Origin of the sequence: Rhodobacter sp. TJ_12 (assembly GCF_020023995.1) — a bacterium.
GTDB lineage: Bacteria > Pseudomonadota > Alphaproteobacteria > Rhodobacterales > Rhodobacteraceae > Rhodobacter.
Genome location: NZ_NRRD01000008.1, coordinates 39,281 through 61,769, shown reverse-complemented (window position 1 = coordinate 61,769; position 22,489 = coordinate 39,281). Strand labels below are relative to the sequence as shown.

22 protein-coding genes are annotated in these 22,489 nt (G+C 62.5%); 15 read left to right on the top strand and 7 right to left on the bottom strand.

Going from position 1 to position 22,489, the window contains the following annotated elements:
* Positions 1 to 85 precede the first annotated feature (85 nt).
* Positions 86 to 1,681 carry an alpha-amylase family glycosyl hydrolase gene (locus tag CKO11_RS08290; protein ID WP_223636235.1) on the top strand — a complete coding sequence of 532 codons (1,596 nt, stop codon included), beginning with the start codon at positions 86 to 88 and terminating at the stop codon, positions 1,679 to 1,681.
* 87 nt (positions 1,682 to 1,768) lie between these two features.
* Here the strand turns inward: CKO11_RS08290 and CKO11_RS08285 are convergent, their stop codons facing one another.
* The gene (locus CKO11_RS08285; protein WP_223636232.1) at positions 1,769 to 2,815 is read right to left on the bottom strand and encodes a sensor histidine kinase; all 1,047 of its coding nucleotides are present in this window, start codon (positions 2,813 to 2,815) and stop codon (positions 1,769 to 1,771) included.
* Between the two features lie 247 nt (positions 2,816 to 3,062).
* Here CKO11_RS08285 and CKO11_RS08280 point away from each other — a divergent pair, with 247 nt between their 5' ends.
* A complete protein-coding gene (locus CKO11_RS08280; RefSeq protein ID WP_223636210.1) occupies positions 3,063 to 3,380 on the top strand; it encodes a hypothetical protein in 318 nt (105 codons plus the stop codon).
* A 3-nt stretch (positions 3,381 to 3,383) separates the two neighbouring features.
* Here CKO11_RS08280 and CKO11_RS08275 read toward each other — a convergent pair whose 3' ends face one another.
* From CKO11_RS08275 to CKO11_RS08265, 3 genes are read right to left on the bottom strand one after another with little or no spacing between them, the layout of a single operon-like run.
* Positions 3,384 to 3,905 (bottom strand): gamma carbonic anhydrase family protein, encoded by a 522-nt coding sequence (locus CKO11_RS08275; protein ID WP_223636207.1) that lies wholly within the window; start codon positions 3,903 to 3,905, stop codon positions 3,384 to 3,386.
* A complete protein-coding gene (gene gmk, locus CKO11_RS08270) occupies positions 3,902 to 4,537 on the bottom strand; it encodes a guanylate kinase (RefSeq protein ID WP_223636451.1) in 636 nt (211 codons plus the stop codon). The genes CKO11_RS08275 and gmk overlap by 4 nt, the downstream gene beginning before the upstream one ends.
* Before the next feature lie 12 nt (positions 4,538 to 4,549).
* The gene (locus tag CKO11_RS08265) at positions 4,550 to 5,476 is read right to left on the bottom strand and encodes a YicC/YloC family endoribonuclease (protein WP_223636204.1); all 927 of its coding nucleotides are present in this window, start codon (positions 5,474 to 5,476) and stop codon (positions 4,550 to 4,552) included.
* A 162-nt stretch (positions 5,477 to 5,638) separates the two neighbouring features.
* On the opposite strand from CKO11_RS08265, the gene CKO11_RS08260 reads away from it, so the two are divergent.
* Positions 5,639 to 6,388, top strand: a complete 750-nt coding sequence (locus tag CKO11_RS08260) for a PAS domain-containing protein (protein WP_223636200.1) — start codon at positions 5,639 to 5,641, stop codon at positions 6,386 to 6,388.
* 78 nt (positions 6,389 to 6,466) lie between these two features.
* Here the strand turns inward: CKO11_RS08260 and CKO11_RS08255 are convergent, their stop codons facing one another.
* Positions 6,467 to 7,840 carry a class II 3-deoxy-7-phosphoheptulonate synthase gene (locus CKO11_RS08255; protein WP_223636198.1) on the bottom strand — a complete coding sequence of 458 codons (1,374 nt, stop codon included), beginning with the start codon at positions 7,838 to 7,840 and terminating at the stop codon, positions 6,467 to 6,469.
* A 220-nt stretch (positions 7,841 to 8,060) separates the two neighbouring features.
* On the opposite strand from CKO11_RS08255, the gene CKO11_RS08250 reads away from it, so the two are divergent.
* The 9 genes from CKO11_RS08250 (at position 8,061) to CKO11_RS17560 (ending at position 17,834) form a co-directional block, all read left to right on the top strand.
* Positions 8,061 to 9,185: a GlxA family transcriptional regulator gene (locus tag CKO11_RS08250; RefSeq protein WP_223636195.1), complete on the top strand. Its 1,125-nt coding sequence runs from the start codon at positions 8,061 to 8,063 to the stop codon at positions 9,183 to 9,185.
* A 146-nt stretch (positions 9,186 to 9,331) separates the two neighbouring features.
* Positions 9,332 to 10,516 carry an ABC transporter substrate-binding protein gene (locus CKO11_RS08245; RefSeq protein ID WP_223636192.1) on the top strand — a complete coding sequence of 395 codons (1,185 nt, stop codon included), beginning with the start codon at positions 9,332 to 9,334 and terminating at the stop codon, positions 10,514 to 10,516.
* A gap of 103 nt (positions 10,517 to 10,619) precedes the next feature.
* Positions 10,620 to 11,408 (top strand): ABC transporter ATP-binding protein, encoded by a 789-nt coding sequence (locus CKO11_RS08240; RefSeq protein WP_223636189.1) that lies wholly within the window; start codon positions 10,620 to 10,622, stop codon positions 11,406 to 11,408.
* Between the two features lie 64 nt (positions 11,409 to 11,472).
* A complete protein-coding gene (locus tag CKO11_RS08235) occupies positions 11,473 to 12,177 on the top strand; it encodes an ABC transporter ATP-binding protein (protein WP_223636186.1) in 705 nt (234 codons plus the stop codon).
* Positions 12,178 to 12,180: 3 nt separating this feature from the next.
* On the top strand, positions 12,181 to 12,606 hold the full coding sequence (locus CKO11_RS08230; RefSeq protein ID WP_223636183.1) for a hypothetical protein: 426 nt from the start codon (positions 12,181 to 12,183) through the stop codon (positions 12,604 to 12,606).
* Complete coding sequence (locus CKO11_RS08225) at positions 12,606 to 13,613, top strand: branched-chain amino acid ABC transporter permease (protein WP_223636448.1); 1,008 nt, start codon at positions 12,606 to 12,608, stop codon at positions 13,611 to 13,613. The genes CKO11_RS08230 and CKO11_RS08225 overlap by 1 nt, the downstream gene beginning before the upstream one ends.
* Positions 13,610 to 14,959, top strand: coding sequence for a branched-chain amino acid ABC transporter permease (locus tag CKO11_RS08220; RefSeq protein ID WP_223636180.1), 1,350 nt, complete (start codon positions 13,610 to 13,612; stop codon positions 14,957 to 14,959). The genes CKO11_RS08225 and CKO11_RS08220 overlap by 4 nt, the downstream gene beginning before the upstream one ends.
* A gap of 543 nt (positions 14,960 to 15,502) precedes the next feature.
* Entirely contained in the window at positions 15,503 to 17,059 is a 1,557-nt protein-coding gene (guaA, locus tag CKO11_RS08215; RefSeq protein WP_223636177.1) for a glutamine-hydrolyzing GMP synthase, read from the top strand.
* Positions 17,060 to 17,069: 10 nt separating this feature from the next.
* Positions 17,070 to 17,834: a GNAT family N-acetyltransferase gene (locus CKO11_RS17560; protein ID WP_223636174.1), complete on the top strand. Its 765-nt coding sequence runs from the start codon at positions 17,070 to 17,072 to the stop codon at positions 17,832 to 17,834.
* Positions 17,835 to 17,846: 12 nt separating this feature from the next.
* Here CKO11_RS17560 and aroB read toward each other — a convergent pair whose 3' ends face one another.
* Together aroB and CKO11_RS08200 are read right to left on the bottom strand one after the other, a co-directional pair.
* Positions 17,847 to 18,953 (bottom strand): 3-dehydroquinate synthase, encoded by a 1,107-nt coding sequence (gene aroB / locus CKO11_RS08205; protein WP_223636161.1) that lies wholly within the window; start codon positions 18,951 to 18,953, stop codon positions 17,847 to 17,849.
* The gene (locus CKO11_RS08200; RefSeq protein WP_223636158.1) at positions 18,950 to 19,516 is read right to left on the bottom strand and encodes a shikimate kinase; all 567 of its coding nucleotides are present in this window, start codon (positions 19,514 to 19,516) and stop codon (positions 18,950 to 18,952) included. Before CKO11_RS08200 ends, aroB begins: the two co-directional genes overlap by 4 nt.
* A gap of 198 nt (positions 19,517 to 19,714) precedes the next feature.
* Between CKO11_RS08200 and CKO11_RS08195 the strand changes: the two genes are divergently transcribed.
* The 3 genes from CKO11_RS08195 to CKO11_RS08185 are packed head-to-tail and all read left to right on the top strand — an operon-like array spanning position 19,715 to position 22,459.
* A complete protein-coding gene (locus CKO11_RS08195) occupies positions 19,715 to 19,954 on the top strand; it encodes a hypothetical protein (protein ID WP_223636155.1) in 240 nt (79 codons plus the stop codon).
* On the top strand, positions 19,944 to 21,521 hold the full coding sequence (locus tag CKO11_RS08190; RefSeq protein ID WP_223636152.1) for a tetratricopeptide repeat protein: 1,578 nt from the start codon (positions 19,944 to 19,946) through the stop codon (positions 21,519 to 21,521). The genes CKO11_RS08195 and CKO11_RS08190 overlap by 11 nt, the downstream gene beginning before the upstream one ends.
* Complete coding sequence (locus CKO11_RS08185; protein WP_223636149.1) at positions 21,518 to 22,459, top strand: site-specific tyrosine recombinase XerD; 942 nt, start codon at positions 21,518 to 21,520, stop codon at positions 22,457 to 22,459. Before CKO11_RS08190 ends, CKO11_RS08185 begins: the two co-directional genes overlap by 4 nt.
* Positions 22,460 to 22,489: the final 30 nt, after the last annotated feature.

Sequence of the window (22,489 nt, the reverse complement as noted above, 5' to 3'; positions counted from 1 at the left end):
CCGTAGCCGGTGTGAACGGCCCCGAGTCATTGCCGCGGCGCGGAATAACCCTATGCTTGCCTCATATCTTTGCAGGGAGATGACGATGGGCAGCAATTGGTGGCGTGGTGCGGTGATCTACCAGATTTATCCGCGTTCTTTTCAAGACAGCAGCGGAAATGGCATCGGCGATCTGAAGGGCATCACCGCGCGGCTGGATCATGTCGCGCGTCTGGGGGCCGATTCGATCTGGCTAAGCCCGATTTTCACCTCTCCCATGGCCGATATGGGCTATGATGTGGCCGATTATCGCGACATCGATCCGATCTTTGGCACTTTGGCCGATTTCGATGCCTTGGTGGCGCGCGCGCATGATCTGGGGCTCAAGGTCATCATCGATCAGGTGCTCAGCCATTCCTCCGACCGGCACCCGTGGTTTACCGACAGCAAAAAAAGCGGCGCGAAAAAAGACTGGTATGTTTGGGCCGACCCAAAGCCCGATGGATCTCCGCCGAACAATTGGCAATCGGTTTTTGGCGGCTCGTCTTGGGAATGGGCGCCCGAGCGCGGGCAGTATTACTTGCACAATTTCCTCATTTCCCAGCCCGACCTGAACCTGCGCAACCCGGCGGTGCAAGATGAGATGCTGGCGGTCTTGCGCTTCTGGCTTGACCGGGGCGTGGACGGGTTCCGGCTCGATACCGTCAATTATTATATGCATGATGATCAGCTGCGCGATAACCCCGCGATGACGCCCGATCCGGACCGCTGGCCACCGGTTTCCACCTATGACATGCAAGATCATGAGTATGACAAGAATAGGCCGGAAAACCTTGATTTCCTTGCGCGAATGCGCGCCCTGCTGAACGAATACGATGATCGTTGCCTGGTCGGTGAAGTGGGCGAGGCCCCGCATCGCGCGGTGCAGATCATGGCCGATTATACCTCTGGCGAAGATCATCTGCACATGGCCTATAGCTTCGACATGTTGGGGCCGAAATTCAGCCCGGCACATTTCCGCAAAGTGATTATGAGCTTCTTTGAGGGGGCTCCTGACGGGTGGCCCTCATGGTCTTTTTCGAACCATGACGTGCAACGCCATGTGACCCGCTGGGCCCATGCTGGCGCCCCCGACGCGGTGGCGAAACTGGCGATTGCGATGCTGGCCTCGTTCGAGGGGACGATCGGCATTTATCAAGGCGAAGAACTGGGCCAAAGTGAAACCGATTTGCTTTACGAAGAGCTGACCGACCCGCCCGGTCTGCGGTTTTGGCCCGAAAACAAGGGCCGCGATGGCTGCCGCACGCCGATGGTTTGGGATGGCAGCGAAAACGCGGGTTTCAGCAATGCCAAACCTTGGTTGCCGGTGAAGGCGCCGCAAGCGGCGCGCAATGTGGCCGCGCAGGAAAATGATTCTGGTTCAGTGTTAAACTATTATCGCGCCATGCTCGCTTTCCGGCGCGCTACGGCGGTGCTGCGCAGCGGGCGCACGGCGTTTCTGGACCTGCCCGATCCGGTCTTGGGCTTCACCCGCGGCACTGATGGCGACACGCTGACCTGTCTGTTCAACCTTGGCCCCACCCCGGTCGACCTGCCCGGAATGACCGGCACGCCGGTGGGGCCCGCACTGGCGGCCAAGGTCACGGAAACCGGCGTGCAGCTTGGCGCCAATGGCGCAATCTGGCTTCAGGGCAAGGCGTAATTTTCATTTCAAGATATGGGCTTGCGGACGTTTTTTACCACCGCAAGCCCACGCCGATGCGGGGGGCTTCCCTGCCCGCCAAAACCGTCAGGCAAGCGGCAAAATGACAATGAACCGGCTGCCAGCGCCTTTTTCACTTTCCACTTTCAACCGCCCGCGATGGCGCGAAATGATGTGTTTGACGATGGCAAGGCCAAGCCCGGTGCCGCCCTGTTCGCGCGAGCGATGCGTATCGATGCGGTAAAACCGTTCGGTCAGCCGGGGCAGATGCAACGGGTCGATCCCTTCGCCCTTGTCGGCCACGGTGACCTGAAGCGCCGGGCCGCGCAGCACCGCCTCATAGTCCAGCCGCGCCACGCTCAACCGCACCTCGCCGCCGCCGCCGCCATATTTGATCGCATTCTCGATCAAATTGGTGAAGACCTGCGTCAGCTGATCCGGGTCGCCGGGGATCTTTAACCCCTCGGTCAGCCCCTCGCGCAAAAGCGCCACCTGCCGCGCCTCGGCCACTGGCGCCAGCGCCTGCATCGCGCCGCGCAACACCGCACCCAGATCCACCGCTTCGGTCGGGCGGCGCCGTTCCTCCGATTCGACCCGGCTCAGCGACAAGAGATCGCCCACAAGACGGTTCATCCGCCCCGCTTCGCGCTCCATGATCGCCAAGAATCGGTCCCGCGCGACCGGGTCATCCTTCGCGGCGCCGCGCAGGGTTTCGACAAAGCCCATCAAGGCCGTCAGCGGCGTGCGCAATTCATGGCTGACATTGGCCACGAAATCGCGCCGCATCGCCTCGGCATTTTCCACGGCGGTAATGTCTTCAAAAGCCAGCACCACAGCCGCCTCGGCCCGATCTTGCGGCTCCAGCGCGGCCACGGTGACCTGCACCAACCCCTCGCGCCCGGCCGGACCGACGCGCAGCCGGACCTGTTGGCGCGCGCCGCCGCCGATCACGGTTTCCACCGCATCGATCAGCGCCGGTTGTCGCAAAACCGTCACCAATGCCCGATTTGTCAGCCCTTCGCCCAAAAGCGCCTCAGCCCCAGCATTGGCGTGCACCACACGCTGAGCGCGAGAAACGATCAATATTGGAAACGGTAACACTTCCGCGAATGTGATTGTTGACGAATCCGGCAAATTCCGTTCCCTTCGTGGCGATCCGATGCTTGACCTGCGTCAACTTCGAGGAAACCATACACCTATTCAAGGCCGTGTGCACGGACGAGGGGGCTAAGTCGGTGCAATGAGGCGGTCACGACCTGAAAAATCGGTGGGTCAACCACCAGACCAAATGGATGGAGCGATGCCCCCGCCTATCGACGAGCAAAACCGAAAACCGCAGCCAGCGGCCGCAGCACAGTCTTTGACCGGACGGCGCATTCTGGTGGTTGATCCCTCCCAAGCCCTGCCGCGCGCCTTGCGCGGTGTGCAAGGCGCCTCGATCACCATTGCGCGCATGCCGATGCTTACGGCAGAGTTGATCCAACGTGTGGAGCCCGATGTGGTGCTGGCCCCGCTGTTCAGCCCCGATCACGATATTCTGGATCTGGCGCGGTTATTGGATCGCGTGGGCTATGCGGGGCCGTTGCGCGCCTATGCGCCGCCCCTGCCCAACACCGCGATCGTGCGCGCCGAGGTGCAGCAGATCTGGGGGGATCGGGATTTCGAAATCCTCGAAGTGCCCGGCCCCGCGGGCGCATAAAGCTTACAAAACGGGCCGTAAGCCTTTGGCAAACCGGGCAGCATTGGCGCGGTAACGCGCGGCCGAGGCCAACAGCTTTTGTTGTGCGGCATCATCAAGTTGGCGCACAACCTTGCCCGGCGCGCCCATCACCAGACTGCCATCGGGGATCTCTTTGCCTTCGGTGATCAGCGCCCCCGCACCGATCAGACAGCCGCGCCCGATCTTCGCCCCATTGAGCACGGTCGCGCCCATGCCAATCAGTGATCCTGCCCCAATCGTGCAGCCATGCAGCATCGCCTTGTGGCCGATGGTGCAATTCTCCCCAATCACCAGCGGAAAACCCATATCGGTGTGGCAGACCACGTTTTCTTGCACATTGCTGCCCGCGCCCACGCGAATTTCTTCATTATCGCCGCGCAGCGTGCAGCCAAACCAGACCGAGGCCGCATCTTCCAAAACCACCTTGCCGATCAGATTGGCATCGGGGGCGACCCAAGCCCCCTGCCCCAAAATCGGCGCCACGCCGTCAAGTTCGTAGATCATCGCGCCTCAAACTCCCCGTTCAGGCCGCGCACGAATTCGGTCAGCCCGGGCTGGCGCACGGCGCGCGCGCGTTCGGCGCGCAAGATCGTGGTGATCTCTTCCTCGGCCACATCGACGTCGCGGTTGATCACCACGTAATCATATTCGCCCCAATGGCTGATCTCGTCACGGCTTTTTGCCATACGGCCCGCGATCACCTCATCGCTGTCTTGGGCGCGGCCCCGCAACCGGCTTTCCAGATCGGCGATCGAGGGCGGCAGGATGAAGACAGAAACCACATCTTGCGCCAAAACCGAGCGGCGCACCTGCTGCCCGCCCTGCCAGTCGATGTCCAAGATCACGTCATGCCCCTCGGCCAGACGCTGTTCGACCGGGCCGCGCGGCGTGCCGTATAGGTTGCCGAACACCTCGGCATGTTCAAGCATTTCGCCCGCCGCCACCATCGCTTCAAACTCCGGGCGGGTCTTGAAGTAATAGTCGCGTCCGTCCACCTCGCCGGGGCGCGGCGCGCGGGTGGTGGCCGAGACCGAAAAGCTCATCGAGCCGTCCCAAGCCATCAGCCGTTTGGCCAAGGTCGATTTCCCCGCCCCCGAGGGCGAAGACAGAATGATCAAAAGCCCCCGGCGGCGCAATTCGGGCATGTCTTACTCCACGTTCTGGATTTGCTCGCGCATCTGGTCGATGACATGTTTCAGGTCAAGGCCGATCGCAGTGAGCGCCGTCGAGCCCGATTTGGAACACAGGGTATTCGCTTCGCGCACGAATTCCTGTGTCAGAAAATCGAACTTGCGGCCCACCGGAGCCTGTTCCGCCAACAGTCCCCTTGCCGCTGCCACATGGGCGCGCAAACGATCAATCTCTTCGGTGACATCGGCCTTAACGGAAAGTAACGCGAGCTCTTGCGCGACCCGCTGCGGATCGGCCCCGGCCGCGCCCTCCATCACACGGGCAAGCGCGGCGCGCAGATTTGTGGCCATTTCGGGGCGGCGCGCCTCTGCAACCTCGGCGGCCGACTCGGTCAATTGGGCGATTCTGTCCAGTTGCGCCACAATTACGCCATAAAGTTGGCCGCCTTCCGCCGCGCGCATCGCCACGAAACTATCCAAAAGAGTGTCCAGATCCGCCAATAGGCGGCTGCGCAAGGGGGCCGGATCGGCCAGTTCTGCCCCCCCTTGTTCGATCACCCCACGCACCGCCAAAAGGTCGCTTGCACGGGTCGGCGCAAGCGTCACGCCATGGCGTGCGGCGGCCTCTTCAACCTGTTGCAAAGCGGTCAAAGCCGCGCCGAGGGCGGGCTCTGAGAGACGCAGTTTTTCATCTCCACTTGTTGGTGTAAGTTTCAGATTTAGCTGGATATTCCCTCGCGTGGCCGCGCGCGACACGGCCGCGCGCGCCTGCGCTTCCAATCCTTCCAGCTCGGGCAGGCGCAGCCGCAAATCGAGCCCCTTGCCATTCACCGAGCGAATTTCCCAAGACCAGTCAAAACCCAGACCAGAGCCCCGGATAGAGGCGAAACCGGTCATCGAAAGCGGGCCATTTTGCGGGCGGGGGGAAGCGCTGGATTTAACCATTTAAGAGTTTAGTTCTCCATAAGGCGGAAAAAAGGCGTATTAAGAGTTCAGTAAGGATTTCACTCCCGGGGTCAACAGAAAGACCCATATCTCGCCGAAGGCAGGAGTGTTGAAGACGCGCAGGACCCCGGCAGGTGGCGGGGCAGACACGGGGTGGATGTGATGGATCGCGAACTCGACATGCAAGGAAAAGCGGCCCGGCTCGGCGAGACTGGCGTGAGCCGCCGCGTGGTGGCGCAGATGCGCGCCTATTGGGAAGGCCTGCGCAAGGGCCGCGACGTGCCCGCCCGTGCCGAGATCGATCCGCGTGGTCTTGAAAGCGCGCTGGAATATGCCTTCATCCTTGAGCGTGTGGCGCCCGGCATGGGCCGCTTCCGTCTGGCGGGAATGCATCTGAATGACCTGATGGGCATGGAAGTGCGCGGCATGCCGCTCACCGCCCTCTTCACCCCCGAAGGCCGCAAACGTGTTGCCGATGCGACCGAGGCTGTCTTTTCGGGTCCGTCTGTGGCCGAACTGGTGCTGACCGCCGAAGCCGGGATCGGCAAACCGCCGATGACCGCGCGGCTGATCCTGCTGCCGATGAAATCCGATATGGGCGATGTGACCCGCATTCTGGGCTGCCTTGTGGGCGAGGGTCAGGCCATTGGCCGCACGCCGCGCCGTTTCTTGGTCGATGCGGTCCATGTCGAGCCGATCAAAAAAGGTGAGCCGACGCAGGCCCGCACCCCGGCGCCGGTGCGCCCCGAGGCTTTTGGCCTTGGTGCCCGTTTGCCGAAATTCGGGGTCGATGCGCCCAAAGCGCCAAGCGCGCCGCAACCTTTCACCCCGTCCAAAGCGAGCAAACCGGCCTTTGCCGCGCGCACGCCCGAAGAACGCCGCGCGATGTTCCGGGTGGTGAGCAGCGACTAACCGCAATTTTGGATGGCAGCAAAAAGCCCGGGCAATTGCCCGGGCTTTTGTTTTATAACAATGACTTGCGTGGCACTTTTAAAGCGCCGTCGCCGTTTTGCGCAGGCTGCGCCGGTCTTGCAACTCTTCCGCAACCAAAAAGGCCAGCTCCAGCGATTGGCTGGCATTGAGCCGCGGGTCACAGGCCGTGTGATAGCGGCTCGACAGGTCTTCGTCAGACACGGCGCGCACGCCGCCAGTGCATTCCGTCACATCCTTGCCGGTCATTTCGAAATGCACCCCGCCCGGGATCGTGCCTTCCGCCTTGTGCACGGCAAAAAACTCGCGCACCTCGCGCAGCACCGCGTCAAAGGGCCGGGTCTTGAAACCGCTGGCCGATTTGATCGTATTGCCATGCATCGGGTCACACGACCAAACAACCTGCGCGCCCTCGGCCTCGACGGTGCGAATGAGGCGCGGCAGATGCTCTTCGACCTTGCCCGCGCCAAAGCGTGCAATCAGCGTCAGCCGCCCCGCTTCGTTTTCCGGGTTCAGCTTTGCCATCAGCACTTTCAGGTCTTCTTCGGTGGTGGTCGGGCCGCATTTCAACCCGATCGGGTTTTGCACGCCGCGGCAGAATTCGACATGCGCGCCATCCACTTGCCGCGTGCGATCGCCAATCCACAACATATGCCCCGACCCCGCCACCGGCATATCGGTGGTGCTGTCGATCCGGCACATCGCCTCTTCATATTCCAAAAGCAGCGCTTCGTGGCTGGTATAGAAATCGACCGCCGCCAGTTCATGCGCGGTTTCCGAGGTCACCCCCGCCGCGGCCATGAATTCCATCGCATCGGAAATGCGTTCGGCCACAGCCCGGTAGCGCGCGGCATCCTCGACATCGGTGAAGCCCGCGATCCAGCTTTGCACCCGGTGAATATCGGCAAAACCGCCGGTCGAAAACGCGCGCAACAGGTTCAGCGAGGCCGCCGCCTGCGTGTAGGCTGTCAGCATCCGCGCCGGATCGGGCGTGCGCGCGGTTTCGGTCGCCTCGAACCCGTTGATGATATCGCCGCGATAGCTGGGGTATTCCACCCCGCCGATCACCTCGGTCGGGGCCGAGCGCGGCTTGGCAAATTGCCCCGCCATCCGGCCAACCTTAATCACCGGCACTTTCGCGCCCCAAGTCAGCACGATCGCCATCTGCAACATCACTTTGAACGTGTCGCGCAGGTTGTCGGCGGAAAATTCGGTAAAGCTTTCCGCACAATCGCCGCCTTGCAGCAAGAAGGCCTCGCCCCGCGCGGCTTTTGCCAGATCGGCTTTCAGCCGCCGCGCCTCGCCCGCAAAGACCAGCGGCGGCAGGTTGGAAAGCTGGCTTTCGACGGCGTTCAGCGCTGCCGCATCGGGATAATCGGGCATTTGCACCCGCGGTTTGGCGCGCCAATCCGATTTCATCCATGCCTTGCCCATCGTGCCGCTCCCATAAAGGCCGTTCAGTCGCAGGGCTTATAAAGCGCAAGCGGCACAAGGCAAACCTGTTTTTCGCCCTGCAAAAGCCGTGCCATCTGCGCTAGGATACACAAAAGAAAAACACGGGCCCGTGAAGGGTTCATTTTTCTGTCACACGCCGCTTGCGTTAGCGTCAAAAGCCTGTATGCGTGCGACAAACGCGACAAGCCCGAGGTCGTAAATGCGCATGCCGTCGAAGACCCCTCGCACCCATTCCCGGCCTGCGCCATCGCAAGGCACCGTGCGGCTGAATACGCCCGAGCGCACGCGTCGCTATATCTTTTTGCTGCTCGACCGGTTCACGATGATGGCCTTTGCCAGCGCGGTGGAGCCGATGCGTCTGGCCAATCAGGTGTCGGGGCAAAAGCTGTACGATTGGAAACTGGCCTCGGAAGATGGCGGCGATGTCAGTTGCTCGAACGGCACCACGGTCCGGGTCGATATGGGGCTGGGCGAGGTAACGCGCGATGATACCGTGCTGGTGTGCGGCGGCATCGATGTGGCCGAGGCGACCTCCAAGCCGATCTTGAACTGGCTGCGGCGCGAAGCGCGGCGCGGCGCGACCATGGGCGGGCTGTGCACCGGCACCTGGGCGGTGGCGAAAGCGGGCCTTTTGGAGGGCAAGCGCGCCACCATCCACTGGGAAAACCAAGATAGCTTCTTTGAGGATTTCGAGGGCGTTGAACTGGCGAAATCGGTTTTCGTGATCGATGGCAACCGGCTTACCTCAGCGGGCGGCATTGCCTCGATCGACCTGATCTTGAAGCTGATCGCGCGCGATCACGGCGAGGCACTGGCCAATTCGGTGGCCGATCAGTTGATCTATAACGCGATCCGCACCGACCAAGACAGCCAGCGGCTGTCGATCCCCACCCGGATCGGCGTGCGCCATCCGAAGCTGTCGCAGGTGATTGGCCGGATGGAGTCCAATATCGAAGAACCGATCAGCCCGTCGAAACTGGCCGAAGAGGTCGGCATGTCGACGCGCCAGCTTGAGCGGCTGTTCCGGCGCTATCTTAACCGCTCGCCGAAACGCTATTACATGGAAATCCGGCTGCAAAAGGCGCGCAACCTGTTGATGCAGACGGAAATGAGCGTGATCAATGTCGCGCTGGCTTGCGGCTTTGCCAGCCCGTCGCACTTTTCCAAATGCTATCGCGCCCATTACCGCACCACGCCTTACCGCGAACGCGGCACCTCGGGCGCCGGGGCGCCGGGGGCGGTGCCTGACGATGGGTTCGATCCGGATTTCGACATTGGCGGTGAGATCGGCGGCGCGGATTTTCCCGACGATCTGCTGGATTAAGCGGCAAATGGTCCGCTTGACGTGGCGAAATTCGGTGTCAAGAGGCCGGCTTGCGCGCAAAACCTGACCAACTGGCCTATTTTCTTTTCCAGTTGCAGGTTTTAACCTGCGCGCCCAGGACAATGTTCCAACATGGGAGTGAACATATGAAGAAGCTTCTCCTGGCCAGCGCCACCCTTGCTTTGACCGCCGGCGGTGCCTTCGCCGAAGATATCAAGCTTGGGATCTCGCTTGGCTTCACCGGCCCGCTCGAATCGATGTCGCCGGCGATGGCCGATGGCGCCGAACTGGCGATGGCCGAAGTGACCGCTTCGGGCAAGTTCATGGGCGGCGCGGCCGTCACCGCCGTGCGCGGCGACAGCACCTGCATCGACTCGGCCGCCGCTTCGGCCACGGTTGAAAAGCTGATCACCGCCGATGGCGTCAAAGGTATCGTGGGCGGCATGTGCTCGGGCGAAACCACCGCCTCGCTGCAAAACGTGGCAATGCCCAAAGGCATGGTGATGATCTCGCCCTCGGCCACCTCGCCCGCGCTGTCGTCGCTCGAAGACAATGGCCTGTTCTTCCGCACCTCGCCGTCGGACGCGCGTCAGTCGGAAGTGATGACCGATATCATCATGGAACACGGCATCAATTCGGTCGCCGTGACCTATACCAACAACGATTATGGCAAAGGCCTGGCCGACAGCTTCGAAGCGGCCTTCGAAGCCAAGGGTGGCACGGTCACCATCAACACCGCGCATGACGACGGCAAACCGGATTATTCGGCTGAAGTCGCGGCGCTTGCCTCGGCGGGCGGCGATGCGCTGGTGATCGCGGGCTATGTTGACCAAGGCGGTTCGGGCGTTCTGCGCGGCGCGCTGGACACCGGTGCCTTTGACACCTTCGTGTTCCCCGACGGCATGGTCGGCGGCGCGCTCGAAGAAGGCTTCGGGCCGGAAATCAACGGCTCGTTCGGGCAGATGCCCTCGTCCGAAGGCGAAGGCAAAGAGAAGTTCTTGGCGGCGGCGGAAGCGGCGGGCTTCGATGGCACCGGCGTCTACTCGGCCGAAGCCTATGACGCGGCGGCGCTGATCATGCTGGCCATGGCGGCCGCCGACAGCACCGATCCGATGGTCTACAAAGAAAACGTGATGGATGTGGCGAATGCGCCGGGCACCCCGATCCTTCCGGGGGAACTGGGCAAAGCGCTGGATCTGATCGCCGCGGGCGAAGAGATCGACTATCAAGGCGCGACCTCGGTGGAGCTGATCGGCGCGGGCGAATCCGCTGGCACCTTCCGCGAAATCGAAGTCAAAGACGACAAAATCGAAACCGTCCGCTACCGCTAAGCGTGACATCAAGACCGAAACAGCCCGGAGCGATCCGGGCTGTTTCCTTTGAAAACAGGCCGAAAACGGCATATCGGGCGCAACGCGCCACCAAGGGGACTTCATGATCCGGGTCGAGAACCTGCACAAGCACTTCGGCGGCTTTCACGCTGTCGATGGCGCTTCGCTAGAGATCGCCACCGGCTCGATCACCGGCTTGATCGGGCCCAATGGCGCGGGAAAATCCACATTGTTCAACGTAATCGCCGGGGTGCATAAACCCACCTCTGGCAAAGTGACAATGGATGGCGAGGACATCACCGGCCTTGCGCCGCATGAGCTGTTTCACAAGGGGCTCTTGCGCACCTTCCAGATTGCGCATGAATTCCCGACCATGTCGGTGCGCGAAAACCTGATGATGGTGCCCGGCGGCCAATCCGGCGAACATCTGTGGAATGCGTGGTTTGGCCGGGGCCGGATTGCAGAAGAAGAAGCAGCGCTTCTGAAGAAAGCCGATGAAGTTCTTGACTTCTTGACAATTTCCCATCTGAAGAACGAGCGCGCGGGCAACCTTTCGGGCGGCCAGAAAAAGCTGTTGGAGCTGGGACGCACGATGATGGTGGAAGCCAAGATCGTGTTTTTGGACGAGGTCGGCGCGGGGGTGAACCGCACGCTTCTCAACACCATCGGCGATGCGATCGTGCGGCTCAACAAGGAACGCGGCTATACCTTCTGCGTGATCGAACACGACATGGATTTCATCGGTCGGCTGTGCGACCCGGTCATCGTGATGGCCGAGGGCAAGGTGCTGGCCGAGGGCAGCCCCGACACGATCATGCAAAACGAAGCGGTGATCGAGGCCTATTTGGGCCGGGGCCTGAAGAACAAGATCAAGGCGGGGGCATCGGCATGAACGGCTTTTTCCTGATTAAGCAAGGGGTCATGGGCTCTGGCCGTCTCGCATTGGGGGCGCGGACATGAGCTTTCTGGACGCCTCGGAAATGACGGGCGGCTATGGCGCCGCCGATATTTTGCACGGCTGCACGCTCAAGGTCGAAAAAGGCCAGATCGCGGTCATCGTCGGCCCCAATGGCGCGGGCAAATCCACCGCGATGAAGGCGGTCTTTGGCATGCTGAAGCTGCGCGCGGGCCATGTGAAACTTGATGGCCAAGACATCACCACCCTGTCCCCGCAAGAGCGGGTGAAAAAAGGTATGGGTTTCGTGCCGCAGGTCAACAATGTCTTCCCGACCATGTCGGTGCAAGAAAACCTTGAGATGGGCGCGTTCATCCGCGCCGATGATTATCGTGACACGATGGAACAGGTCTATGAGCTGTTCCCAATCCTGCGCGACAAGCGCCACCAGAACGCGGGCGAATTGTCAGGCGGTCAGCGCCAGCAAGTGGCCGTGGGCCGCGCACTGATGACCAAGCCCAAACTCCTGATGCTGGATGAACCCACCGCGGGCGTGTCGCCCATCGTGATGGATGAACTGTTTGACCGCATCATCGAAGTGGCGCGGACCGGAATTTCCATTCTGATGGTGGAACAAAACGCCCGCCAGGCGCTGGAAATCGCCGATCAAGGCTATGTGCTGGTGCAAGGCGCGAACAAATACACCGATACCGGCGCGGCGCTGATGGCCGATCCAGAGGTGCGCCGCACCTTCTTGGGGGGCTAAGCGATGAAACAGCTTCTGGCCACCCTGCCCTTTTTGCTGCCCCTGCCCGCGCAGGCCGCGCCGCAGGTGCAGGAATTCCTTTGTGCCTTCGCGCAGGAATGCACCGATCTGGCGCCCTGTCAGGCCACCAGCTACGGGCTGAGCATGATCTACAACCCCGGCCCCGATGCGACGTTCCCGGCAAACCCGACGCTGGTGCCGCCCGATCCGTTCACCGTGGCGGTCAGCGATGACACCGGCAGCTTCAACGCCGTGCCGCTGACCGGGGGCACGCTTTACGGGCCGTTCCAAGGCTTTATCGCCTTTCGCAAGGACCCGTGGCAGCGGTTGTTGACGATCGCCCCCGATGGCACCGCGCGTTATTCGCTGCACCAGCCCGAGGCGGGCATGGCAGTTTATTACCAAGGCACCTGCGAAGAGGTGAAATGATGGACCTTCTCAACGCTTTCATCGCGGTGCTGAACTACGTCATCGTTCCGGCCACCGCTTACGGCGCGCAGCTTGCGCTGGGCGCGCTGGGTGTGACGCTGATCTATGGCATCTTGCGGTTTTCGAACTTCGCCCATGGCGACACAATGGCCTTTGGCACCGGGCTGACGATCCTTGTCACCTGGGGCTTGCAGGCGATGGGCGTCAGCTTCGGCCCGTTGCCCACCGCACTTTTGGCGCTGCCCTTCGGCATTGCGCTGACCGCGCTTTTCATGCTGGGCACCGACCGCGTCGTCTATCGCTATTACCGCAAGGTGCGCGCCGCGCCGATCTATATCACCATGGTTTCGGTGGGCGTGATGTTCGTGATGAACGGGCTGACCCGCGTGCTGATCGGCGTCGATGAAATTCGCTTTGCCGATGGCGAGCGGTTCTTGATTTCCGCGCGCGAGTTCAAAACCATCACCGGGCTGGCCGAGCCTTTGGCGATCCGCTCCACCCAAGCGATCACGCTGGTGACGGCGGGGCTGGTGGTTTGGGCGCTGTTTTGGTTCTTGGCGAAAACCCGCACCGGCAAATCCATGCGCGCATATTCCGATAACGAGGATTTGGCGCTTTTGTCGGGGATCGATCCGAACAAGGTGGTGATGGTCACTTGGATCATTGCCGCAGCGCTGGCCACCACCGCGGGCACGCTTTACGGCCTTGACAAATCCTTCAAGGCTTTCAACTACTTCCAGCTTCTTCTTCCGATCTTTGCGGCGGCGATCGTGGGCGGGCTTGGCAATCCGCTTGGCGCCATCGCGGGCGGGTTCGTGATCGCCTATTCCGAGGTTGCGGTCACCTATGCTTGGAAGAAAGTGGCGATGTATCTGGTGCCCGGCTGGACGCCCGAGGGGCTGTTGCAGCTTTTGTCCACCGAATACAAATTTGCCGTCAGCTTCGCGATTTTGATCATCGTGCTGCTGTTCAAGCCCACCGGGCTCTTCAAGGGGAAATCGGTATGAGCACGCATCAACCAAGCGCCGCAAAAGGCGGCAAATGGCGCGCGCCCGCCCTGTTTGGCGCATTGGCGATCCTGTTCATTCTAGAGGGCACGGTGTCGAACGCCATGTTCTCGGGCCATTGGGATAACGCTTTGGGCATCCTGCGGGTCGGGCTGATCTCGGCCATTTTGGCGCTCGGAATCAATATCCAATGGGGCTATGCGGGCCTTTTCAACGCGGGCGTCGTGGGCTTTTTGGCGCTGGGCGGGGTGGCCCCCGTGCTGGTCGCCATGCCCCCCACCGAAGGCGCGTTTGAAGCGGGGGGCTGGGGCATTTTGTTTGCCTTTGCCGTGGCCATCGTCACGCTGGTGATCGCGGTTGCGCTGCATCAGCGCATGACCGGTAAGGCCCGTGGCTGGGTCGTTGCGGGCGTACTGGTGCTGGGCTTTTTCAGCTATCGCGCGCTTTTTGACCCGGCGGTGGAGGCGATCCAAGCCATCAACCCCGCCGCCACCGGCTATCTGGGCGGGCTGTCGCTGCCGACGCTGATCTCGTGGCCCGTGGGCATGGCGCTGGCCGCCGGGGCAGCGTGGATCGTTGGCAAGACCGCTTTGGGCCTGCGCTCGGATTATCTGGCCATTGCCACGCTGGGCATCGGGGAAATCATTGTCGCCGTTTTGAAAAACGAAGAATGGCTGGCGCGGGGCGTGCTGAACGTCAATGGCATTCCGCGCCCTTGGCCCGTGCCCTATGAAACCGATCTGCAACAAGACCCGGCCTTTTTGGAGCGCATGTCTGGGCTTGGGATGGACCCGATGGTGGGCTCCACGCTCTTGGTGAAGCTTCTTTATGTGATGCTGTTCGTCGCGGTGCTGGCGCTGCTTTTGTGGGCCTCGCAGCTGGCGCTGAATTCGCCTTGGGGGCGGATGATGCGCGCGATCCGCGACAATGAGGTGGCCGCCAGCGCGATGGGCAAAAACGTCACCGGGCGGCATTTGCAGATCTTCATTCTGGGCTCTGCTGTGCTGGGGCTTGCGGGCGCGATGATGATCTCGCTCGACGGGCAGATGACCCCCTCTAGCTACAACCCGCTGCGCTACACCTTCCTGATTTGGGTGATGGTGATCGTCGGCGGCTCTGGCAACAACTGGGGCGCGGTGCTGGGCGGTTTGCTGATCTGGTTCGTCTGGATCAAGGCGGGCGAATGGGGCCCGCTGATGATGGGGCTGCTTTCGCAAGGGCTGGGCGACGGCGCGCTGAAAGAGCATTTGCTGGATGCCGCCCCGCATATGCGGCTTGTCATCATGGGGGCGATCTTGCTCTTGGTGCTGCGCTTCAGCCCGCGGGGCCTGCTGCCGGAACGGTAAGGACGGGGGCGCTGCCCCCGAACCCCCGGGATATTTCCACAAAGTCGAAAACCCAAAAGGGCGCCGCGCGGGCGCCCTTTTTTCATGTCTTCTGGTCCTGCGGGTTACCCATCACAAGCGCAGCCGGGCCCTTTGTGGCAGGTGTAAGCACGGCTGATGCAGCTATTCCCGCAGGCTTTGCCTTTGTGGCAATGTTTGCAGCAATAGGCCGAAACGGTGGGCGTGCCTTCGCGCTGCAAGACTGTAAGCGCGTGTTCTGCTTCGCTTTGCGGGGCATCAACTACGGGGCTTTCTTGTGCGCCAAGCGGGCCGGCCAGAACGAGGCTCGCAGCGAGTAGGAAAACGGAAAAGCGCATCAAATCAGGTTCCTAAAATCGAGACGTAAGACAGAACGATGCGGTTCAGCTACACCCCTCTCCGGTGGGTATCAACCCAGCCGCAGCGCGAGCTTGTGCGACCCATCGCCCTTGGAACACGCGTCCCAGCCAATTGCCCTGCCGCGCGGCTCTTGCTTTCGCGCCCAAGCCCGGCTATCGGGCGTGCATGACCCAGCATCAGCGCCTTCTCATCATCGACTTCGGCTCTCAGGTGACGCAGCTCATCGCGCGGCGTCTGCGCGAGCTGAAGATTTATTGCGAAATCCACCCCTATCAGAACGTCACCGATGCGTTTCTGGCCGATTTCGCCCCCCAAGCCATCATCTTCTCGGGCGGCCCGGATTCGGTCACCCGCGAAGGCTCGCCGCGCCCGCCCGCATCCGCCTTCACCCTTGGCGTGCCGATCCTTGGCATCTGCTATGGCCAGCAGGTGATGATGCAGGAATTGGGCGGTCTGGTCGAAAGCGGCCACGGCACCGCCGAATTTGGCCGCGCCTTCGTGACCCCCGCCGACAAAAAGCTGCCGCTTCTGGAAGGCTGGTTCTCTGAGGGCACCGAGCAGGTCTGGATGAGCCATGGCGATCACGTCAGCCGCCTTGCTCCGGGCTTCGAGGTCTATGGCACCTCGCCCGGTGCGCCCTTTGCCATCACCGCCGATGTGAACCGCAATTTCTACGCCGTGCAATTCCACCCCGAGGTGCATCACACCCCGCGCGGTGCGAAGCTTTATGAAAACTTCGTCCGGCTGGCCGGTTTTACCGGCGATTGGACGATGGCCTCTTACAAAGACGATGCGATTGCCAAGATCCGTGCCCAAGTCGGCGACAAGCAGGTGATCTGCGGGCTGTCGGGCGGGGTCGATAGCTCGGTGGCGGCGGTGCTGATCCATGAAGCGATTGGCGATCAACTGACCTGCGTCTTCGTCGATCACGGGCTGATGCGGCTCAACGAGGCCGATGAAGTCGTGACGATGTTCCGCGACCATTACAATATTCCGCTTATCCACGCCGACGAGGCCGATCTGTTCATCGGCGCGCTGGAAGGCGTGTCGGACCCGGAAGTGAAGCGCAAGACCATCGGCAAGCTGTTCATCGATGTGTTCCAGCGCGAAGCGAACAAGATCGAAGGCGCGGAATTTCTGGCCCAAGGCACGCTTTACCCCGATGTGATCGAAAGCGTTTCGTTCTCGGGCGGCCCCTCGGTCACGATCAAATCGCACCACAATGTGGGCGGTCTGCCCGAAAAGATGGGGCTGAAGCTGGTCGAGCCGCTGCGCGAACTGTTCAAGGACGAGGTGCGCGCGCTTGGCCGTGAGCTCGGCCTGCCCGAAAGCTTTATCGGCCGCCACCCCTTCCCCGGTCCGGGTCTGGCGATCCGCTGCCCCGGCGAAATCACCCGCGAAAAGCTGGAGATCCTGCGCAAGGCCGATGCGGTCTATATCGACCAAATTCGCAAGCACGGGTTGTATGATGAGATTTGGCAAGCCTTCGTGGCCATCTTGCCGGTGCGCACCGTGGGCGTAATGGGCGATGGGCGCACCTATGATTATGCCTGCGCGTTGCGTGCGGTCACCTCGGTCGATGGGATGACGGCGGATTACTATCCGTTCAGCCATGACTTCTTGGGCGAAACCGCAACGCGGATCATCAATGAAGTGAAGGGGATCAACCGGGTGACTTACGACATCACCTCCAAACCCCCCGGCACGATCGAATGGGAGTGATGCGGGCAAGGTGGCGCTAGTTTATTTGCAAGGAAGCCTGACCTGCACCACGCCCGAAGAACGGCGCGCGGTTCTGGCCCTGCTTCCGCTGCATCTGCGCCACAGCCTGCGCGACCCGGCCTGTTTGTTTTTCGACTTCAAACAGGGCGACGATCCGCTGCGCTGGCAGCTTGAGGCCGGCTTTGCCTCCGCCGCCGCCCATGCCGCCTATGAACGGCGCGCCGCCGCATCGGAGTGGGGGCGCACCACCTTGCGGTTGCGCCGCCGCGAGGAAATGACCGAGGCTGCCCCCGAAATCCGCCCAGAAATGGCCGAAGACCCGCGCGCGCTGTCGCTGCTGATCCGCGCGGCCTTTGGCGGCCCAGAGGAAGCCGATCTGGTCGAGGGCTTGCGCGCCGCGGGCGATCTGGCGCTGTCGCTGACGGCCCGGTTCAAACGTGCCTATCTGGGCCATATCGGCTTTTCCCCGATGGCCGCGCCCTTTCCGGCCTGGGCGCTGGCACCGCTTTGCGTGCGCGCTTCGGTGCGCAATCAGGGCATTGGCGGGGCCTTGGTGCAAGCCGGGATCGCCGAGGCCCGCGCGCGCGGGATCGCGGCGCTCTTCGTGCTGGGCGATCCGGACTATTATGGCCGCTTCGGCTTTTCGCCTGTGGCGGCGCAAGGCTATGATAGCCCCTATGCCGGGCCCTATTTCCAGATGCTGAATCTGACCGATGCGGCGCTTCCCAAAGGTGCGCTGCGCCACGCCCCCGCCTTTGACAGCCTGCCCGGCTAGCGCCGGGTCCGGTCAGCGTTGCGCCAAAGCCTCCGACAAGATCCGGTGCAACACATCGCGCGGCACGTCAGAGGTGACGAAGGCCTCGCCGATGCCGCGCGCCAAGATGAAGCGCAGCTTGCCATCTTGCACTTTCTTGTCTTGCGCCATCAGATCGATCAACCCATCTGCATCGGGCAATTCGCCTTCGATATCAGAAAGATCGACCTTCATCTTCATGTTGCGCAAATGCGCCCGCACGCGCGAGGGCGCCTCTTGCGAACACAGCCCCAGATGCTGCGAAAGCTCAAAGGCCAGCGCGCAGCCAATCGCCACGCCTTCGCCATGCAACAGCCGGTTGCCATAGCCGGTGGCGGCCTCAAGCGCATGGCAAAACGTGTGGCCAAGGTTCAAAAGCGCGCGGTCGCCCTCTTCGGTTTCATCGCGCGCGACAATCTCGGCCTTCATCTCGACCGAACGTTTCACCGCATGCAGCCGGGCCGCCACATCGCCCGCGGCCAGCGCCGGGCCGTTCACCTCCAGCCAGTCAAAGAAATCGGCATCCCCCAAAAGGCCGTATTTCGCCACCTCGCCATAGCCCGCCAAAAAATCGCGCTCGGTCAGCGTGCCAAGCAGGTCGATATCGGCCAGCACAAGGCTTGGCTGGTGAAACGCGCCGATCAGGTTCTTGCCTTGGGGCGCGTTGATCCCGGTCTTGCCGCCCACCGAACTGTCGACCTGCGCCAAAAGCGAGGTCGGGATCTGCACGAACCGCACGCCGCGCCGCAACACCGCCGCGGCAAAGCCGACCAGATCCCCGATCACCCCACCGCCAAAGGCCACGACAATATCTTTGCGCTCGACCTTTTGTTCCAAAAGCCATTCCACCGTGCGGGTGAACTGCGGCCAGCTTTTCGTGCCCTCGCCCGGCGGCAGGCGCAGGGTGACCATTTCAATGCCACCAAGTCCCGCGCGCAACGTCTCTAGGTGCAGATTGGCGACCGTTTCATCGGCCACAACGGCCACGCGCGGGCGGCGCAACAGTGGCGCGATTTCCGCGCCCGCCTGCGCCAAAAGCCCGGTGCCAATGCGCACCTCATAGGCGCGGGCGCCCAGTTCGACCTTCACCACTTCTTTCATGGGTCCTCCGCAAACAGGTCCGGATAGGCTTTGAGCGCAGCGATCACCTTTTGCGCCATTGCGTCAACGCTCAGCCCCGCCTCGGATTCCACCGTCACCTGTGCGCGGCCATAAATCGGGTAGCGCTTGGCAATCAGCCCCGCAAGCGTGGCGCGCGGATCGGCGGTGCGCAACAAGGGCCGGGTGTTCTTGCCCTTCACCCGGCTCCACAACAAATCCAGATCGGCCTTGAGCCAGCACGAGACCCCCAGCCGCGCAATCATCTCGCGGTTCGCTTCCGACATGAAGGCCCCGCCCCCGGTCGAAACCACAGCGGGCGCGCCGGTCAGCAACCGTTCGATCACCTCCGATTCGCGGGCGCGGAAAAAGGTCTCGCCGTCGCGCTCGAAAATCTCGGCCACCGACATTTGCGCCGCGCGCACGATTTCCTCGTCGCTGTCTTGAAACGGCACAGCAAGCGCCCGCGCAAGCGCGGTGCCGACGGCGGTTTTGCCGGCGCCCATCATCCCCACGAGCACAATCGTCTTTTGTAGACGCAGCTGCGTGTCTTGCTCGCCCTTCAAGCGCTCCTCCCTCGCCCCGCCTGTCCCGGCGGGAGCTTGCGCAATCGTGATCCTCGCGCCCCTCAATGGCGTGAAGTTTCCCGAAATACCATATATAATCTTGCACGCGCGACGTTTCGGCTGCATGCCGGGGTCCCGAAGCGGGGCCACAGCACCCGTGTCGTGCAGTATGAATTTGAACAAACAGAAAGAATGATCATGGGGCGCATCCTTCAGGCTGTTTTCGTTCTGGTGTTGCTCGCCGCTTTGGGCGTGTTGGGCTATGCCTATTTTGGAGATATGGACGCAGACCCGGCCGAGGTGCGTAGCCCGGTCGATTTGCCCGGGCTTGCACCGCCCGCCGCGCCGGTGCCCGCCGTGCCAGCCGCCGCGCTGGCCCCGGTGCCTGCGACCGATCCCGGCATGACCAGCGCCACGGAGGCGCAAGGTGGCAATTGACGCTCGTCTGATCGCCGCGCTGCTTGTCGCGGGGCTGGGCGCCAGCGGCGCGCGCGCCGAAGAGCCGATGTCGGCCATCGATTGGTTATCCTCGTCGGTATCGGGGGCAACGCCCGCCGCAATGACCACCGGGTCTGTTCCGGTCTTGCCGCCCGTGCCCGGAGAGGCCCCGGTCAGCGGCACCGGCCCGCTTGAACAGGTGACGGTGCAATCGCTTGACCGGCCCAGTGCCGATGCGCTGGGGTTGATCCCGGCAGCGCGTCTGGGCTTGCCGCGCGATCTTTGGGGGGCCACGCCCGAACCGGCCTTGGCCGCCGCTTTGCGCAAGGAACGGCTTGATACCCTGCCCTCGGTGCAGGGCTTCTTGCTGGAACTGATGCTGGCCGAACTGTCCCCGCCCAGCCAACGCGCCACGGGCGAAGGCGATATGCTGTTTCTGGCCCGGATCGACCGGCTTTTGGATCTGGGCGCGCTGGAACAGGCGATGGCGCTTTTGGAAGAGGCCGATCCGAATGATGCCGAGATTTTCCGGCGTCGCTTCGATGTTGCGCTTTTGCTGGGCCAAGAAGATCGCGCCTGCGAGATCATGGAAAAAAGCCCCGCCGTTGCGCCCTCGCCGCCCGCGCAGATTTTCTGCCTTGCGCGGCGCGGCCATTGGGACGATGCGCAATTGCAATTGGCCAATGCCGATGCGCTGGGGCAAATCGCGCCCGAGATGGCCGATCTTTTGGACCTGTTCTTGGATGATGAACTGGCCGACGGGGCCGAAGATTTGCCACCGCCCGCGCGCCCCTCACCGCTTGCCTTCCGGCTGATGGAGGCGATCGGCCAGCCAATGGCCACCACGATGCTGCCGGTGGCGTTTGCGCAGGCCGATCTGCGCTCGAACTCCGGCTGGAAGACCCAGCTTGAAGCCGCCGAGCGGCTGGCCCGGATGGGGGTGTTGGACCCGAACCAGCTTTTGGGGCTTTACACGCAAGACCGGGCCTCGGCTTCGGGCGGTGTGTGGGAGCGGGTCTCGTTGATGTCGCAACTGGATCGGGCGCTTTTGACCGGGCGGGTTTCACGCGTGGCGCAATTGCTGCCACAGGCGTGGGAGGCGATGCAGGCCCAAGAGCTAGAGGCCCCCTTTGCCGCGATGATCGCGCCGCGTCTGGCGGGGCTGTCGCTCACGGGCGGGGCGGCCCGGCTGGCCTTTGACATGGCGCTTTTGACACCGGAATTTGAAAGCGCGGCGCTCAGCCCGCCCGACAGTGCGCCCGATACGCTGTTTTTGGCGGCGCTGGCGCGCGGCACCACGGCCAAGGCGCGATCTTCCGATGCTTTGGGGCAAATGCTCAAACGCGTGTTCGATGCGCCACCTGCCACCGTGCCCGCCGCCTATGCCGCGCTGGTCCCCGACCGTCTGGGCGAGGCGCTGCTTAGCGCGATTGACGATATTTCCGAAGGCGCGAAGGGCGATCACCGCCGCGTCGAAGCCGGGCTGCGGTTGCTGCGCATGGCGGGGATGGAAAGCCTTGCGCGGCGCACGGCACTGGAATTGATGGTGTTGGAGCGGCGCGGATGATCCGCCTGTCCTTGCGCGAACGGATCGTGGTCTTTTTGGAGGCGCAGGCCGCCGAGGCCGGGGCCGCGCGCAACACGACCTTGGCTTATGAACGTGATCTCAATGACTTCGCGGCGTTTGTTGAGGCAAAAAAGCTAGATGTGCTCAGCCTGTCGCGCGACGATATCGAAGCTTGGATGATCCGGCTGGAAGCCGAGGGGCTGGCCAAATCCACCCGCGCGCGGCGGCTTTCTGCGGTTAAGCAATTCTTTCGCTTCGCCTATGAAGAAGGCTGGCGGCCCGACAATCCGGCCATGCAAATCGCGGGGCCGGGCAAGGCGCAACGGCTGCCCAAGACGCTTTCGATCCCTGAGGTAGAGGCGTTGTTGGAGGCGGGCCGCGAACAAGGCCGCACCGTGCAAGACCAGATCCGCAACCGCTGTCTGATGGAACTGCTTTATGCCACCGGCATGCGGGTCAGCGAATTGGTCACCCTGCCCGTGGCCGCTGCGCGCGGCGATCCGGCTATGCTTTTGGTGCGCGGCAAGGGCGGCAAAGAACGGATGGTGCCGCTCTCGCCCCCGGCGCGCGAGGCTTTGGCCGCGTGGCTGACCGCGCGCGACGCCGCCGAAGAAGAAGCCCGCCTTGCCAAACGCGCGCCGCCCTCGCGCTATCTGTTCCCCTCTGCCTCGAAAGAGGGGCATCTGACCCGCCAGGGCTTCCACGCGCTTTTGAAAGACATCGCCGTGGCCGCGGGCCTTTCGCCCGCCCGCGTCACGCCGCATGTGCTGCGCCACGCCTTTGCCACGCATCTTCTGGAACGCGGCGCCGATTTGCGGGTGATTCAGACGCTTTTGGGCCATGCCGATCTATCCACCACCGAGATTTACACCCATGTCCTTGAGGCGCGGCTAAAAGAGCTGGTGCTGGGGCACCATCCGCTGGCGCGCAAGCCTTGAAGAGACCCCCTGCAACCTCCATTATCCAAG

Excerpts from the sequence above, each read along its gene's own strand:
- CKO11_RS08235 (WP_223636186.1), top strand. The coding sequence starts at position 11,473 with ATGAGCTTTCTGGACGCCTCGGAAATGACGGGCGGCTATGGCGCCGCC.
- CKO11_RS08220 (WP_223636180.1), top strand. The coding sequence starts at position 13,610 with ATGAGCACGCATCAACCAAGCGCCGCAAAAGGCGGCAAATGGCGCGCG.
- CKO11_RS08240 (WP_223636189.1), top strand. The coding sequence starts at position 10,620 with ATGATCCGGGTCGAGAACCTGCACAAGCACTTCGGCGGCTTTCACGCT.
- aroB (WP_223636161.1), bottom strand. The coding sequence starts at position 18,953 with ATGAAAGAAGTGGTGAAGGTCGAACTGGGCGCCCGCGCCTATGAGGTG.
- guaA (WP_223636177.1), top strand. The coding sequence starts at position 15,503 with ATGACCCAGCATCAGCGCCTTCTCATCATCGACTTCGGCTCTCAGGTG.
- CKO11_RS08255 (WP_223636198.1), bottom strand. The coding sequence starts at position 7,840 with ATGGGCAAGGCATGGATGAAATCGGATTGGCGCGCCAAACCGCGGGTG.
- CKO11_RS08225 (WP_223636448.1), top strand. The coding sequence starts at position 12,606 with ATGGACCTTCTCAACGCTTTCATCGCGGTGCTGAACTACGTCATCGTT.
- CKO11_RS08250 (WP_223636195.1), top strand. The coding sequence starts at position 8,061 with ATGCGCATGCCGTCGAAGACCCCTCGCACCCATTCCCGGCCTGCGCCA.
- CKO11_RS08195 (WP_223636155.1), top strand. The coding sequence starts at position 19,715 with ATGGGGCGCATCCTTCAGGCTGTTTTCGTTCTGGTGTTGCTCGCCGCT.
- CKO11_RS08290 (WP_223636235.1), top strand. The coding sequence starts at position 86 with ATGGGCAGCAATTGGTGGCGTGGTGCGGTGATCTACCAGATTTATCCG.
- CKO11_RS08275 (WP_223636207.1), bottom strand. The coding sequence starts at position 3,905 with ATGATCTACGAACTTGACGGCGTGGCGCCGATTTTGGGGCAGGGGGCT.
- CKO11_RS08245 (WP_223636192.1), top strand. The coding sequence starts at position 9,332 with ATGAAGAAGCTTCTCCTGGCCAGCGCCACCCTTGCTTTGACCGCCGGC.
- CKO11_RS08260 (WP_223636200.1), top strand. The coding sequence starts at position 5,639 with ATGGATCGCGAACTCGACATGCAAGGAAAAGCGGCCCGGCTCGGCGAG.
- CKO11_RS08265 (WP_223636204.1), bottom strand. The coding sequence starts at position 5,476 with ATGGTTAAATCCAGCGCTTCCCCCCGCCCGCAAAATGGCCCGCTTTCG.
- CKO11_RS08185 (WP_223636149.1), top strand. The coding sequence starts at position 21,518 with ATGATCCGCCTGTCCTTGCGCGAACGGATCGTGGTCTTTTTGGAGGCG.
- CKO11_RS08230 (WP_223636183.1), top strand. The coding sequence starts at position 12,181 with ATGAAACAGCTTCTGGCCACCCTGCCCTTTTTGCTGCCCCTGCCCGCG.